This window comes from Streptomyces sp. NPDC050625, assembly GCF_040654755.1.
Classification (GTDB): Bacteria; Actinomycetota; Actinomycetes; order Streptomycetales; family Streptomycetaceae; genus Streptomyces.
Genome location: NZ_JBFAIQ010000072.1, coordinates 1 through 14,277, shown reverse-complemented (window position 1 = coordinate 14,277; position 14,277 = coordinate 1). Strand labels below are relative to the sequence as shown.

Sequence of the window (14,277 nt, the reverse complement as noted above, 5' to 3'; positions counted from 1 at the left end):
CCTTTCGGCCGGCCCGGGCCTGACCGCGGGGCGGGCGCCCGGCCCACCGCCCCGGGCGGCTGAGTCTCCCCCCGAAGCTCAGCCGCCCGGCTTCTGTTTGCCCATTCCGGCGTCCACTCGCCCTCCCCGGCGTCTACTCGCTCAGCTTCGCCACCAGCGCGGTGGCCAGGGAGGCGGGCACGCCCGACGCGGCCAGCACGGCGACCGCGGCGGAGCGGCCCGCCTCCGGTGCTGCCAGCAGGTCGTCGTTCACCGCCTCCATCACCGCGAACAGCATCTGTTCATGCACGTACGCCAGCGCCGGAGCCGGCAGCGGCGAGCTGAACGTCCCCTGTTCCAGGCCCTGTCGCAGCACCTCGGCGCAGGCTTCGCGGACCGGCGTGAGGCGCTCGCGGATGCCCTGCACGGTGACCGTGCGCTGGGCCAGCGCGACCAGCAGCCGGTAGCGGTCGGCGATCTCCCAGACCGCGAGCACCGACCGGGCCACCGCCTCCGCCGGGTCGTCGACCCCCTCGCGTCCCGCCGCGTGCGCGGCCGCCAACGCCTCCACCGCGTCGTCGATCAGTGTGCCGATCAACGCCTCGCGGCTGGGGAAGTGCCCGTACACCGTCCGCCGTACGACCCCCGCGGCGCGCGCGATCTGGTCCATGGAGGCGTCGGGGTCGCGCAGCAGCTCGGCGAGGGCGATGTCGAGGATGCGGCGCCGGTTGGCGTCCGCGCGAGAGCTGTTACCCGTGGTCATGGCTGCCATTCTGCCTGCCCCGCGGAGGGCCTCACGGTGCTTCCGCATGGCTTCACCTCCTTCATTTGCACAACGCTGTGCAGTAGCCGTACATTGCACATCGTTGTGCAATTGCACGCCGCTGTGCAAGTGTCGTGGTGTGCGTCCGCCCCGTCGTGTGCACCTGTGAGGAAGGCGACCCCTGCCCATGCCACTCGTCATGAACGAACCGGTCGAAAGGACGGACCGCCCCTACGCCCGGCGCTGGTGGGCCCTGCTGGTGCTCTGCCTGAGCCTGCTGATCATCGTGATGGCCAACACCGCCCTCACGGTTGCGGCCCCCGACATGACCGAGGAACTCGGTTTGTCCAGCGCCGACCTGCAGTGGGTGATCGACGGCTACACGGTCCCGTACGCCGCGCTGATGCTGCTGCTCGGCGCGATCGGCGACAAGTACAGCCGGCGCGGCGCGCTGGTCCTCGGGCTTGTGGTCTTCGGGGGCGGGGCCGTCTCCGGTTACCTCGCCGACAGCGCCACCGCCGTCATCGCGGCCCGTGCCGTGATGGGCGTCGGCGCCGCGCTGATCATGCCCGCCACGCTGTCCCTGCTCGCCGCGACCTTCCCGCGCGCCGAGCGGGCCAAGGCCATCACCCTGTGGACGGCGACCGCGGGACTCGCCATCGCGGCCGGTCCGGTCGTCGCGGGCGCGCTGCTGCGCGACCACGGCTGGTCGTCGACGTTCCTGATCAATGTGCCCGTCGCCGCGGTCGCGATCGTCGGTGCCTTCGTCCTCGTGCCGCCGTCCAAGGCCGGTCACCACGACCGGATCGACTACGTCGGCGGGCTGCTGTCGGTGCTGTGGACCGGCTCGCTGGTCTACATGATCATCGAGGGGCCGCACTTCGGCTGGGGCGTGAAGGCCGTGAGCGCCGCGGTCGCAGCGGGCGCCGGCCTGGTGGCCTTCGTCTTCTGGGAGCTGCGCCACCCGCGTCCGGTGCTGGACGTGCGCCGCTTCGCCGACCGCCGGTTCGCGGGCTCCAACCTCGCGGTCGCCCTCTTCTTCCTGGCCGTCTTCGGCGCGTTCTACTACCTCACTCAGCACCTCCAGTTCGTGCTCGGATACGACGCGCTCGGCACCGGTCTGCGCATGCTCCCGCTCGCGGGCGCCGTCTTCGTCGGCTCGGCGCTGACCGGCTGGCTCACTCCGCGCGTCGGCATGAAGTGGACGGTGACCGCGGGCATGGTCGGCGGCACGACCGCGCTGGCCCTGCTGACCCGGGTGGACGCGGCTTCGTCGTACGACGACTTCGTCGCCCCGCTCATCGTGCTCGGCCTGGCCATCGGGCTCGCCCTCTCGCCCTGCACGGACGCGATCATGGGCGCCTTCCCGGAGTCCGAACTCGGCGTCGGCGGTGCGGTGAACGACACCTCGCTGGAGCTCGGCGGCTCGCTCGGCATCGCGATCCTCGGCTCGCTGCTGTCGACGTCGTACGGCAACCACCTCACCGACGCCACCGCGGGCAGCAGGCTCCCGGCGGACGCCCTGACCACCGCCCAGGACTCGGTCGGCGCGGGCTACGCGGTCGCGCAGGCCATCGGCGGGAAGGCGCGCCGACTCGCGGTGCAGGCGGCCGAGGCGACCGACCCGCAACAGGCCGCGAAGCTGAAGGAACAATCGGCTCAACTGGCCACGGGGGCCCGTCAGATGGCCGACGCGGTCGGCTCCGCCTTCTCGGACGCGGTGGCCCACACGAGTTTGGTCGGCGCGGTGGTCCTGGGCGTCGGCACGGTCCTGGTGGCCTCCCTGCTCCCCCGCCAAGAGTCGGCTGTTCCGGCGGTACGGGAAGAGGAGCGGGAACTGGTGGACAGCGCGGCTGGTTGACCCGCGCACCCGTTGCGGAACGCCGCATGGCCTGCCTGGTGGAGTCAGGGGTCGAACGTCTGTACCTAAGTTCCCTGGTTGGGGTGGCGGAGGCGGGATTAGGGTGCGGGTGTTCGTTTGGCGTACGTACGGTCTGGTGGTGAAGGAAGAGGACGGGGTGGGGCATGTTCGGTACACCTACCGGCTGCGGGTGTCGGCAACGGCCCGGGCGGGGCTGCTGGGGGATTGGGACCGGTGCCGGTGGGTGTGGAACGAGTGCGTGGCTCGCTCCAAGAAGGCCCATGCGGAGGGCGAGGAGTGCGGTGCGGCACGGCTGGATCGGATGTTGACCGAGGCCCGCGCGGTCACACCGTGGCTGGCCGAGGGGGCCAGCGTGCCGCAGCAGCAACTGATCCGTGACTTCGGCAAGTCCCGGGCGAAAGCGCTCAAGGACATCAGGGAACGGCTGCCGGTGAAGCAGCGGGCGGGGATGCCAGGCTACAAGAAGAAGCATGAGGCTGATCCGAGTCTGAATTACACGCGGCGCAATTTCCGGCTCAGGGACGGGCGGCTCCACCTGGCAGGCGGGATCGTGCTGAGGGTGGTGTGGTCGCGGGAGTTGCCTGTCGAGCCCTCGTCAGTGCGGGTGTTCCGGGACGGGGTTGGTGACTGGTACGCCTCCTTCGTCGTCCCTGTTCGTGTCGAGCCGCTGCCGAAAACCGGCCGAGTGGTCGGTGTGGACTGGGGCGTGAAGGAGATCGCGACCACCACGTCTGATACCCACGACCAGCCCCACCCCGAGCACGGCAAGAAGGCGAAGGCGAAGCTGTCGCGATATGACCGGATGATGGCCCGCCGCAGGCCGAAGAATGGGCGGGCCGCGTCGAAGGGGTATCGGGAGGCGAAGAAGTGGCGGGCGAAGACCTACCAGAAGATTGCCCGCCAGCGGCAGGACGGGGCCCGCAAGTGGGCGAAGAAGGTGGTGCGGGACCATGACTCGATCGCGGTGGAGGACTTCAAGCCGAAGTTCCTTGCGAAGACGTCGATGGCGCGCAAGGCGGCGGATGCTGCGATCGGCGTGACGAAGAAGGCCCTGTTGGACATGGGCCGCAAGCACGGGCGGGACGTGCGTCTGGTGCATCCCGCGCACACCACCATGGACTGCGGACGGTGCGGAGCGAGAACCAAGCACGCACTTCCGCTGTCGGAACGCACCTACACTTGCACCGCGTGCGGATCCGTCTCTCCAAGGGACAAGAAATCCGCGCGTGTGATGCTCGTCCGGGCTGGTCTGGCCCCGGCTGGTGTGGATGGCGTAAGGCCTCTTGGAGCGCTGCTCCAAGAGGCGGCCTGAGCCAGGAATCCCCTTCCCCCGGGAGGGGAGCAGTCAATAACGTGCCGTGCCGGACCAGCCGGAACGGCACGTTCATATTTTTGCGTGTTCGTTTGCTCGTATGTATGCGTGGAGGCACGGGGGATGAAGATCGACTGGGACCGGCGGCACTGCGCACGTAAGGGACACGTGACGTATGTGCCGGACGAGCCGAGGTTCCGGGAGCGGCTGCACGCCCAGACCGCCCTCGGCGACGTATGGCGCTGTCTGCGCTGCGGCGACTTCGTGCTCGGTGAGCCGCACGGTTCGGGACCGGCCGCCGATGCGCCGCTTGTGCCGCGAGGGAAGGTACTGCGGGACCTGTTCATCCTGCGGTTCCTGTCGATCGAGCGGGCCGTGCGCGGCGTGTTCATCGTGCTGGTCGCGGTGGCGGTGTGGAAGTTCAGCAACAGCCAGGACGCGGTACGACGGCTCTTCAACGAGAACCTCGATGTATTCCGCCCGGTCTTCAAGCACTTCCACTACGACCTCGACCACTCACCGGTCGTCGGCTCCATCCAGAAGGCCTTCGGCTACAAGCACTCCACGCTGCTGCTGGTGGCCGCCCTGCTGCTGGCCTACGCGGTGATCGAACTCGTCGAGGCGGTCGGCCTCTGGTACGCCAAGCGCTGGGCGGAGTACCTCACGGTGGTCGCCACCGCCGCGTTCCTCCCGCTGGAGGTCTACGAACTCACCGAGCACATCAGCTGGTTGAAGATCACCACCCTCGTCCTCAACATTCTCGCGGTCCTCTACATCGCCCTCGCCAAGCGCCTGTTCGGCCTGCGGGGCGGCCGCAAGGCCTTCGACGAGGAGCGGCACAGCGCCTCGCTGATGGAGGTGGAGGAGTCGGCGGGGGTGGCGGTCTAGGGGCGCCTGTCCGTGGCGACGGATACCCTGCGCGGATGCACGTGACAGAGGACGACCGCCGCCTTCCTCCTGCCCTGGCCGACGTGGCGCGGGTCGACTTCGACTACGCCGACGGTGAGGGCGTCGACTTCGAGCCGTACCCCGTCTTCGACTCCGCCGAAGAGACCACCGACTGGGTGCGGCTGTGGACCGGCAACCGTGAACTCGACGGCGGCGCCTACCGGGTCTTCGGTCGGGACGGTTCCGGTGGTCTCGCCGCCGTCTGGTTCGCCCGGCCGGGCCGTCCGCTCGTGGAGCAGCCCGTGGTGTTCATGGGCTCGGAGGGCGAGTGTGGCCTGGTCGCGGGAAACCTTTCCGACTTTCTGTGGGTGCTGGCCGACGGCTACGGCCCTCGGGAGGCCGCCCTTGCACGAGGACGAGGAGCGCTCGGCTGGGCCCGACCCCGGTCTGGCCGAACTCGCCGCGCGCCATGCGAGCACCCCGCGTCGGCCGGCCCTGGAGATCGTTGCCGAGGCCCGTGCCGCGTTCCCCTCCTTTGCCGAGGATCTCGACGAACTCTGCCGTTGAGGCGGGTCAGGTCTACGCCCAGGGATCCGTGATCTCCCGCAGCAGGGTCAGCGCTTCGCGCAGTTGCTGCATGCGCCGCTTGCCCAAATGGGTCTCCCACTCCCGTTCCACCTCGGCGACCACCGCGTCGGCGATCTCCTTGGCCGCCCACGCCCGTTCCGCCAGACACACCAGCCGGGCCCGCTTGTCGGTCGGGTCCGGGGCCCGGCGTACATAGCCCGCCTTCTCCAGCTGGTCGACCAGGAAGCCCGCGGTCTGCTTGGTGATCTGGGCCTGTTCCGCCAGTTCCGTCAGCCGTGTGCCGTCCGGGCCGACACGCTGGAGGACCCGGGCCTGGGCGGGCGTGAAATCGTCGAAGCCGGCCTCGGCGAGCACACCGAAGATACGGTTCTCCAGGGCCCGGTACGGGATGAACAGGAGCAGTCCCGTGTTGAGTTCGCTCTCCGCCACCACCGTCGACACCCCTTCGCATGCCTTGACTTTGGTCAGAGCCTCTGACTAATTTGGTCAGAGAAGCTTACCACTTGAGTGGGCGGTGATCCGCATGGGCGTGGCGTTGGACGTGGACGAGCTCTGGCAGGTCGTCGACCGCGAGCGGGCCGGTCTGGCCGACCTGTTGGCGGGCCTGAGTCCCGAGGAGTGGGAGACGCGGACGCGGTGTGGGGACTGGCGGGTGCGGGACGTCGCCGCGCATCTGACCATGGGCGCGCGCTTCAGCCATCGGCAGGTGCTGGGCGAACTCGTCCGGGCCCGCGGCAACCTCGACCGGATGATCCACGACGCCTCGGTCCGCGAGGGACAGGCACCGGTCGAGGAGATCGTCGCTCACCTGCGCTCACTCGTCGGCTCCCGCCGTACGGCACCGCTCACCACGCCCCGCGAGTCCCTCCTCGACGTCCTCGTCCACGGCCAGGACATCGCCCTCGCTCTCGGCCGGACCCGCGAGATGCCCCGTGAGGCCGCCCGCGACGCCGCCGACCGGGTGTGGACCATGCGCGTCCCGCCCCGGCCATGGCCCCTCCCGCGCGCCCGGCTCGTCGCCACGGACATCGCGTGGACGCGCGGCGAGGGCGAGGAGGTCCACGGCCCGATCGCGGCCCTGCTCCTGCGACTCACCGGGCGTCCGGAAGCGGCGCGCGAGTGGTTCGAGCGGACCGCCGTACCGGAGCAGTGAGACACCCAGGGATCACCGGGGACCACGGGGGAACCGCGGGGGATCACGGGGGAGTGAAGCGGCGGGTTCGCGACCGGGCCCGCCGCTTCGCCGGCTCGTGGTGAACGGCTCGGCGAACCAAGGAGCTGGTACGGCGGTCCGTGCTGATCGCGGCGGAGCGCGAGTCGACCCGCACCGAGCCGGAGGACGTCCGCGAGGCCCTCGACGAGCTCCTCTCCGACCGTGACCGCGTGACCCGCCGGCTGCTCGGGGTGCGAGACGGCGGCGAACCGGCCTTGCCCTGACGCCGACGTCAACGCCTACGGTCGTACCCATGCGAATCGGCGAGCTGGCAGCACGGGCCGGAACCACCACGCGGGCGCTGCGGTACTACGAGTCGCGGGGGCTGCTGCCCGCGCGGCGCGACGACAAGGGGCACCGGTCGTACGACGAGTCCGACCTGCGGCTGCTCACCCAGATACGGACGCTGCGGGACTTCGGGTTCGACCTGGAGGAGACGCGGCCGTTCGTGGAGTGTCTGCGGGCCGGGCACCCGGAGGGTGACTCGTGCCCCGCCTCGCTCGCGGTCTACCGGCGCAAGCTGGACGAGCTCGACGCGCTCATCGGGGAGCTGCGGGCGGTGCGGGAGACGGTCGCCGGGCAGCTGGTCCGCGCCGAGCGGGCGCGGGCCGAACTGGCCGCCGAGGCGCTGGTTCCGGGAGGTCCGGAGCCGCTGTGCGAACTGGGAGGGCAGGAGCGTTGATCAAGGCGGACGGTGTGACCGAGGTGACGGACGCGGACTTCGCGGCGGAGGTGCTCGGCTCGGAGCTGCCCGTACTGGTGGAGTTCACCGCGGACTGGTGCCCGCCGTGCCGGCAGATGGGGCCGGTGCTCACGGCGCTGGCCGCAGAGGAGGGCGAGCGGCTGAAGGTCGTGCAGCTGGACGTGGACACCAATCCGTTGACCACCAACGCGTACAAGGTGTTGTCGATGCCGACGTTCATGGTGTTCCGCGCCGGTGAACCCGTGAAGGCGATGGTCGGGGCGCGCCCCAGGCGCAGGCTTCTGGAGGAGCTCTCCGACGTTTGGTAAGACGTCTGGTAAAGCGACGGGCGCGCAAAAAATCCCCCGAGCAATTGCGCTCGGGGGATTTCTGTGCGTATATTCAATGATTCGCGACTTCAAATGCATTGAGGCGCGGTGAAGTTCAGTGAGCACAGTATATCCGGGCGGGAGCGGAATTGTCAAACACCGAATTTCCGGACGATGAATTGCGGCACGAGCAGGAATTCATCGACGGACTGTACGCGCGCGTCGATGCCCTCCGCGGCGACACCGAGGTCTCCGTCGCGGACGCCCTCGCGCAGGGTGACAAGCCCATGCAGGCCCGGCTGGAGCGGGACATCCTGGTCGCCGAGCGCTCCGGGCTGCTCGCCGCGCTGAACGCCGTGGACGGCTCGCTCTGCTTCGGCCGTATCGATCTGACCTCCGGTACCAGCCATCACATCGGCCGTATCGGCCTGCGCACCGACGACGCCGAGCGCACCCCCGTCCTCATCGACTGGCGGGCCGACGTCGCCCGCCCCTTCTATCTGGCCACCGGGCACACCCCGCTGGGGCTGCGCCGGCGCCGGCACATCGCCACCGACGGGCGCCGGGTCACCTCCCTGCACGACGAGATCCTCGACCTCGGCGACGCCACCCGCACCGGTCACGAGGACCCCACCGGGGACACCGTGCTGCTCGCCGCGCTCAACTCCGCGCGCACCGGCCGGATGAACGACATCGTGCAGACCATCCAGGCCGAGCAGGACGAGATCATCCGGGCGCCGCACCGCGGGGTGCTGGTGGTGGAGGGCGGACCCGGCACCGGCAAGACGGCGGTCGCGCTGCACCGCGCCGCGTATCTCCTCTACGAGCACCGGGAACTGCTCGCCAAGCGGGCCGTCCTGATCGTCGGCCCCAACCCCGCGTTCCTCGGCTACATCGGCGAGGTGCTGCCCTCGCTCGGTGAGACGGGCGTGCTGCTGGCCACGGTCGGCGAACTCTTCCCGGGTGTGAAGGCGACGGCGACCGACAGCCGCGAGGCGGCCGCGATCAAGGGCCGTGCCGATATGGCGGACGTGCTCGCCGAGGTAGTACGGGACTGGCAGTCGCTGCCGGACCCGGTGATCGCGATCGAGCACAACCGCGAGGTCCTGATGCTCGACGACGGCCTGGTGAAGGTGGCCCGTGAGCGCACCCGTGCCGCCCGGCTGCCGCACAACGTCGCCCGCGAGCACTTCGAGGGCCACATCCTCAACACGCTCACCGACATGGTGGCCGAACGCATCGGCACCGACCCGTACGACGGCACGAATCTGCTCGACCCCAGCGACATCACCCAGATCCGCGACGAACTCGCCGAGAACCCCGAGGTGTGGGCCGCCGTCGACCAGCTGTGGCCGCGCCTGACGCCGCAGCGACTGGTCGCGGACTTCCTCGCCGACCCCGTGGGCTACCTCTCGGACGAGGACGCGGCCGCGATCCGCCGCCCGACCACACGGGCGTGGACGGTGGCGGACGTACCGCTGCTCGACGAGGCGGCCGAACTGCTCGGGGTCGACGAGCGGTCGGCGCGGGCGCGGGCGGAGCGCGAGCGGGAGACCCAGGTGGCCTATGCCCAGGGCGTCCTCGACGTCTCGTACGCCTCGCGGACGTACGAGTTCGAGGACAAGGAGGACAGTGATCCCGACGGCTCGGAGGTCCTGTCCGCGCACGACATCATCGACGCCGAGCGGTTCGCCGAGCGCCATGAGGAGGAGGACCACCGCAGCGCCGCCGAGCGCGCGGCGGCCGACCGGACCTGGGCGTTCGGGCACATCATCGTCGACGAGGCGCAGGAGCTGTCGCCGATGGCATGGCGGCTGCTGATGCGGCGCAGCCCGACCCGCTCGATGACCCTGGTCGGCGACCCGGTGCAGACCGCGGAGGCGGCGGGCGTCGGCTCCTGGCAGAAGATCCTCCAGCCGTACGTCGAGGACCGCTGGGAGCACACCCGGCTGGGCGTCAACTACCGGACCCCGGCAGAGATCATGGAGGTCGCGGCGGCCGTGGTGCGCGCCGAGGACCCCGGCTTCGAGCCGCCGAGTTCGGTGCGGTCGACGGGCGTACGGCCGTGGGTGCGCGCGACCGACGACCTGCCGGGCGCCGTGGCCGAGGCGGTGAAGGAACTGACCCCCGACGAGGGCCGGCTCGCCGTCATCGCCCCGCGCCATCTGCACCGCAAGCTGGCCGCACGGCTGGACGGGGTGACGGCGGGCGCCGAGCCCGACCTGACGCGGACCGTCGTCCTTCTCGATCCGCGTCAGGCCAAGGGCCTGGAGTTCGACTCCGTCCTGGTGGTGGAGCCGGGCAGCTATGGAACCAGCGACCTGTACGTGGCCCTGACCCGAGCGACACAGCGGCTCGGTGTGCTGCACAAGGGCACGCTGCCCGAGGGGCTCAGGCAGGTCGCAGCCACACCGTAGCCAGTGGCGGCAGGGTCAGCCGGATGCTCGCGGGGCGGCCGTGCGCCCCCTGCGGCTCCGGTTTGACCGGGTCGGGGTTGGTGACGTCGCCGCCGCCGTATCTCCCGACGTCCGTGTTGAGGGTCTCGTGCCAGGCGGGGACGTCCTCGGGGACGCCGAGGCGGTAGTCGTGGCGGACGACCGGGGAGAGGTTCGAGACCGACAGGAGGGGGTTGCCCTCGGCGTCCAGTCTCAGGAAGGCGAAGACGTTGTCGTCCGCCGCGTCGCCGACGATCCACTGGAAGCCGGCCGGGTCGGTGTCCCGCTGCCACAGGGCGGGGGTCGTACGGTAGACGGCGTTGAGGTCGCGGACCAGGTCGCGGACGCCGCGGTGGTCGGACTCGGCGCCGTACGCCGGGTCCAGCAGCCACCAGTCGGGGCCGTGGGCCTCGGACCATTCGGCGCCCTGGGCGAACTCCTGTCCCATGAAGAGGAGTTGCTTGCCGGGGTGGGCCCACATGAAGCCCAGGTACGCACGGTGGTTGGCCCGCTGCTGCCACCAGTCGCCCGGCATCTTCGACACCAGTGAACGCTTGCCGTGGACGACCTCGTCGTGGGAGATGGGCAGGACGTAGTTCTCGCTGTAGGCGTACACCATCGAGAACGTCATCTCGTGGTGGTGGAACTTGCGGTGCACCGGCTCGTGCCGCATGTACTCCAGCGAGTCGTGCATCCACCCCATGTTCCACTTCAGCCCGAAGCCCAGACCGCCGAAGCCGCTCGGGCCCCTGTGGTGGGTGGGGCGCGTCACGCCGTCCCACGCGGTCGACTCCTCCGCGATCGTCACCACGCCCGGGTTGCGGCGGTAGACGGTGGCGTTCATCTCCTGAAGGAACGCCACCGCGTCCAGGTTCTCCCGGCCCCCGTGCTCGTTCGGCGACCACTGGCCCGGCTCACGTGAGTAGTCGAGGTAGAGCATCGAGGCGACCGCGTCCACCCGCAGCCCGTCTATATGGAACTCCTCGCACCAGAACACGGCGTTCGCCACCAGGAAGTTGCGCACCTCGCGGCGGCCGAAGTCGAACTCCAGCGTGCCCCAGTCGGGATGCGCCGCCCGCAACGGGTCCTCGTGCTCGTACAGCGGACGTCCGTCGAACTCCGCCAACGCCCAGTCGTCCCGTGGGAAATGAGCCGGCACCCAGTCCATCAGCACACCGATGCCCGCCCGGTGCAGGGCGTCGACCAGGTACTTGAAGTCGTCGGGGGTGCCCAGCCGGGCGGTGGGGGCGTAGAAGCCGGTGACCTGGTATCCCCAGGAGCCGCCGAAGGGGTGCTCGGCGACCGGCATCAGCTCGACGTGGGTGAAGCCGAGGTCCTTGACGTACGCGGGGAGCTGCTCGGCCAGTTGGCGGTAGGTCAGGCCGGGGCGCCAGGAGGCGAGGTGGATCTCGTACACCGAGAACGGTGCCTCGTGCACCGGAGTGTCCGCCCGGTGCGCCATCCACTCCGTGTCGCCCCACTCGTACCGGGAGGCGTGCACGATGGAGGAGGTGTTCGGGGGGGCCTCGGTGCGCCGGGCCAGCGGGTCGGCGCGCAGGGTGCGGGAGCCGTCCTGGCGGGTGATCTCGAACTTGTACAGCTCGCCCTCGCCGATGCCCGGCACGAACAGCTCCCACACCCCTGAGGAGCCCAGCGACCGCATGGGGTGGCCCGTGCCGTCCCAGAAGTTGAAGTCACCGGCCAGCCGTACGCCCCGCGCGTTCGGCGCCCACACGGTGAAGCGGGTGCCGGCCACGCCCTGGTGCGTCATCGGCTCGGCGCCCAGCGCCCGCCACAGCTGCTCGTGCCGGCCCTCGCCGATCAGATGCAGATCGAGGTCACCGAGCGTGGGCAGGAAGCGGTACGCGTCCTCGGTCTCCCGCACCGTCTCGTCGTACGCCACCAGCAGCCGGTACTCCGGGACCCCGATCAGGGGCAGCAGCCCGGAGAAGAAGCCGTCGCCGTCGTCGTGCAGTTCGGCCCGCAGACGGCCCGACACCACCGTGACGGACCGGGCGTACGGACGCAGGGCCCGGACGGCGATCCCGCCGGGCACCGGATGGGCGCCGAGGACGGAGTGCGGGTCGTGGTGCGTGCCGTGCAGCAGCCGCTCGCGGTCGGCGGCGTCCAGGGCGGGGGACACGGCGGTTTCGGCGGGAGCGGCGGCCGCCTTCGTGACCGCCTTCTTCGTGACCGCCTTCTTCGGGGCGGCCTTCTTGGCGGAGGCTTTCTTCGCCGGGGCCTTCTTGGCTGCGGCCTTCTTGACCCCGGCCTTCTTGGCCGTCGCCTTCTTCGCGTCGGCCGTCTTCTTGGCCGCTGCCTTACCGGCGGCCGCAGGCTTTGCGGCCGTTGGCTTCCCGGTCGCCTCGGCCGACGTCTCGGCTGTTTTCTTCGCTGTCTTCTTGGCCGCCGTCTTCTTTGGATTCTTCGGATCCGAACCGCTGGACGGGGGGCTGGGGGTCACGGACGAGCCTCCTGGGCGAGGGTGAGGTCAGAGCTGGTCGGACAGGGCGAGGCGGTGTACCGCCGACATCGGTACGGGGAGCCAGTCGGGGCGGTGGCGGGCCTCGTAGACGACCTCGTAGACCGCCTTGTCGGTCTCGTGGGCCCGCAGCAGAACGGGATCCGTGCGCGGGTCGCGCCCGGCGACCTCGGCGTACCCGGAGCAGTACGCGGCCCGGCACGCGGCCGCCCATCCCGGGGCCGGCGAGGTCGCCGAGTGCGCCGCGTAGTCGAAGGAGCGGAGCATCCCCGCGATGTCCCGCACCGTCGGCTGCGGCATGCGCCGCTCGGCCAGCGGACGGGCCGGTTCGCCCTCGAAGTCGATCAGCGACCACTGCCCGGAGGGCGAGCGCAGACACTGGCCGAGGTGCAGATCGCCGTGGATGCGCTGGGCGGTCCAGGTGCGGCCCTCGGCGGCCAGCTCGGCCAGCGCCTCGTAGGCGGAGCGCAGCCCCGGCTCGTACGGCCCCAACGTCGGCACCGCCTGTACGGCCGCCTCAAGCCGCTCGACCATGCCGTCCACCAGGAGCCGCAGCTGGACATGGCCCAGGGTGGCCGTGGGGAGCGCGTCGGCGAGTGCCGTGTGCACCTCGGCGGTGGCCCGGCCCAGCGCTCGGGCCTCGGCGGTGAAGTCCTCGCCCTTGGCCAGCTCGCGCAGCGCCAGCTCCCAGCCGTCCGTCGCGCCCCGCACGAACGGCTGGAGCACGGCGAGGACATAGGACTCCTGGGCGGGCTCGCCGGTGTCGGCCATCAGCCACGCCGTCGGCGCGGGCACCCGGGCGCAGCCCTTGCGGGCCAGGACCAGCGGTATCTCCAGGTCGGGGTTGTCGCCGGGGACGATCCGGCGCAGCAGCTTCAGTATGAAGGTGTCGCCGTAGACGACCGAGGAGTTGGACTGTTCCGCGGTCATCATGCGGGCCACCAGGCCGTCGCGTATCTCCTGGCGCCTGTCCCGCTCGAAGCGCAGCCCGCCGATGCGGGCCTGGGTGCGCAGGGCCTCCAGGAGCACCTCGGCGGGCCGGGGGTCGTACAGGGCGTCGTACACCGTGCGTCCGGCGAGTGGCCCTTCCTCCACGTGTCCGATCAGCGCGGGCGCGAGCCGGGGCGGCAGCGCCTCGCGCACTCCTATCAGGAGCTGGTAGCAGTCGCCGGGGTGGACGGCGGCGCCCAGGACGGGTGGCTGATGGGCACGGACGAGCAGATGGTGCAGGCCCAGCCTGCCGTCGGAGGGCAGCAGTTCGGTGGCCGAGACCAGGGAGAAGCCGGTGACCGGGCGCCCCTTGCCCGCGAACCACCGCTGCCTCGGCAGCCACTCGCGCAGCAGTGGATCGAGCGACGCGAGGAGGTGGCCGGGACTTGTCGTGCCGGAAGGTGTGACCGTTTCCGCCATGGCAGCGCGTCCTTTCCCCGGGGCGTCGGGGTGTGACTGATGGGTGCCCCGGGTGGGGCAGGGGAAACCGCTCCACCCGGGGGTGGACTATGCGGTTTCCCTGCGGAGCCGGAACCAGTAGAAGCCGTGCCCCGCCAGGGTCAGCAGATACGGCAGTTCGCCGATCGCCGGGAAGCGCACTCCGCCGAACAGCTCGACCGGGTGTCTGCCGTTGAACCGCCGCAGGTCGAGTTCGGTCGGCTGGGCGAAGCGGGAGAAGTTGTGCACGCACAGGACGAGGTCGTCCTCGTGCTCGCGCAGGAAGGCGAGGACCG

13 protein-coding genes and 1 pseudogene are annotated in these 14,277 nt (G+C 70.6%); 9 read left to right on the top strand and 5 right to left on the bottom strand.

What is annotated here, in order from left to right; genetic code table 11:
- Window positions 1-133: 133 nt before the first annotated feature.
- On the bottom strand, window positions 134-751 hold the full coding sequence (locus AB0I54_RS47135; RefSeq protein WP_363302576.1) for a TetR/AcrR family transcriptional regulator: 618 nt from the start codon (window positions 749-751) through the stop codon (window positions 134-136).
- 178 nt (window positions 752-929) lie between these two features.
- Between AB0I54_RS47135 and AB0I54_RS47130 the strand changes: the two genes are divergently transcribed.
- The 4 genes and pseudogenes from AB0I54_RS47130 (at window position 930) to AB0I54_RS47115 (ending at window position 5,391) form a co-directional block, all read left to right on the top strand.
- A complete protein-coding gene (locus AB0I54_RS47130) occupies window positions 930-2,603 on the top strand; it encodes an MFS transporter (RefSeq protein WP_363302574.1) in 1,674 nt (557 codons plus the stop codon).
- Between the two features lie 139 nt (window positions 2,604-2,742).
- Window positions 2,743-3,936, top strand: a complete 1,194-nt coding sequence (locus tag AB0I54_RS47125; RefSeq protein ID WP_363302573.1) for a transposase — start codon at window positions 2,743-2,745, stop codon at window positions 3,934-3,936.
- 123 nt (window positions 3,937-4,059) lie between these two features.
- Window positions 4,060-4,824 (top strand): DUF2127 domain-containing protein, encoded by a 765-nt coding sequence (locus AB0I54_RS47120; protein ID WP_363302572.1) that lies wholly within the window; start codon window positions 4,060-4,062, stop codon window positions 4,822-4,824.
- Window positions 4,825-4,859: 35 nt separating this feature from the next.
- Window positions 4,860-5,391: pseudogene (locus tag AB0I54_RS47115) on the top strand (SMI1/KNR4 family protein).
- Window positions 5,392-5,403: 12 nt separating this feature from the next.
- On the opposite strand, the gene AB0I54_RS47110 reads toward AB0I54_RS47115, so the two are convergent.
- Window positions 5,404-5,844: a MarR family transcriptional regulator gene (locus AB0I54_RS47110; RefSeq protein WP_363302571.1), complete on the bottom strand. Its 441-nt coding sequence runs from the start codon at window positions 5,842-5,844 to the stop codon at window positions 5,404-5,406.
- Between the two features lie 91 nt (window positions 5,845-5,935).
- On the opposite strand from AB0I54_RS47110, the gene AB0I54_RS47105 reads away from it, so the two are divergent.
- The 5 genes from AB0I54_RS47105 to AB0I54_RS47085 all read left to right on the top strand — a co-directional run bounded on the left by AB0I54_RS47105 (window position 5,936) and on the right by AB0I54_RS47085 (window position 10,053).
- Window positions 5,936-6,565 (top strand): maleylpyruvate isomerase family mycothiol-dependent enzyme, encoded by a 630-nt coding sequence (locus AB0I54_RS47105; RefSeq protein WP_363302570.1) that lies wholly within the window; start codon window positions 5,936-5,938, stop codon window positions 6,563-6,565.
- Between the two features lie 140 nt (window positions 6,566-6,705).
- Window positions 6,706-6,849 carry a hypothetical protein gene (locus AB0I54_RS47100; protein ID WP_363302569.1) on the top strand — a complete coding sequence of 48 codons (144 nt, stop codon included), beginning with the start codon at window positions 6,706-6,708 and terminating at the stop codon, window positions 6,847-6,849.
- 29 nt (window positions 6,850-6,878) lie between these two features.
- Window positions 6,879-7,307, top strand: a complete 429-nt coding sequence (locus AB0I54_RS47095) for a MerR family transcriptional regulator (protein ID WP_363302568.1) — start codon at window positions 6,879-6,881, stop codon at window positions 7,305-7,307.
- A gap of 14 nt (window positions 7,308-7,321) precedes the next feature.
- Window positions 7,322-7,636 carry a thioredoxin domain-containing protein gene (locus AB0I54_RS47090; RefSeq protein WP_363302567.1) on the top strand — a complete coding sequence of 105 codons (315 nt, stop codon included), beginning with the start codon at window positions 7,322-7,324 and terminating at the stop codon, window positions 7,634-7,636.
- 131 nt (window positions 7,637-7,767) lie between these two features.
- The gene (locus tag AB0I54_RS47085; RefSeq protein ID WP_363302575.1) at window positions 7,768-10,053 is read left to right on the top strand and encodes a UvrD-helicase domain-containing protein; all 2,286 of its coding nucleotides are present in this window, start codon (window positions 7,768-7,770) and stop codon (window positions 10,051-10,053) included.
- On the opposite strand, the gene glgB is transcribed toward AB0I54_RS47085, so the two are convergent.
- The 3 genes from glgB to AB0I54_RS47070 all read right to left on the bottom strand — a co-directional run.
- Complete coding sequence (gene glgB, locus AB0I54_RS47080; protein ID WP_363302566.1) at window positions 10,028-12,535, bottom strand: 1,4-alpha-glucan branching enzyme; 2,508 nt, start codon at window positions 12,533-12,535, stop codon at window positions 10,028-10,030. The genes AB0I54_RS47085 and glgB overlap by 26 nt on opposite strands.
- Before the next feature lie 27 nt (window positions 12,536-12,562).
- Window positions 12,563-13,963 carry a maltokinase gene (locus tag AB0I54_RS47075; RefSeq protein ID WP_363302565.1) on the bottom strand — a complete coding sequence of 467 codons (1,401 nt, stop codon included), beginning with the start codon at window positions 13,961-13,963 and terminating at the stop codon, window positions 12,563-12,565.
- 87 nt (window positions 13,964-14,050) lie between these two features.
- The coding region (locus tag AB0I54_RS47070) for an alpha-glucosidase C-terminal domain-containing protein (protein ID WP_363302564.1) at window positions 14,051-14,277 on the bottom strand (227 nt) is incomplete at its 5' end.

What these genes read in the sequence shown, in the direction of transcription:
- AB0I54_RS47130 (WP_363302574.1), top strand. Translation starts at nt 930, where the DNA reads ATGCCACTCGTCATGAACGAACCGGTCGAAAGGACGGACCGCCCCTAC.
- AB0I54_RS47075 (WP_363302565.1), bottom strand. Translation starts at nt 13,963, where the DNA reads ATGGCGGAAACGGTCACACCTTCCGGCACGACAAGTCCCGGCCACCTC.
- AB0I54_RS47135 (WP_363302576.1), bottom strand. Translation starts at nt 751, where the DNA reads ATGGCAGCCATGACCACGGGTAACAGCTCTCGCGCGGACGCCAACCGG.
- AB0I54_RS47095 (WP_363302568.1), top strand. Translation starts at nt 6,879, where the DNA reads ATGCGAATCGGCGAGCTGGCAGCACGGGCCGGAACCACCACGCGGGCG.
- AB0I54_RS47105 (WP_363302570.1), top strand. Translation starts at nt 5,936, where the DNA reads ATGGGCGTGGCGTTGGACGTGGACGAGCTCTGGCAGGTCGTCGACCGC.
- AB0I54_RS47120 (WP_363302572.1), top strand. Translation starts at nt 4,060, where the DNA reads ATGAAGATCGACTGGGACCGGCGGCACTGCGCACGTAAGGGACACGTG.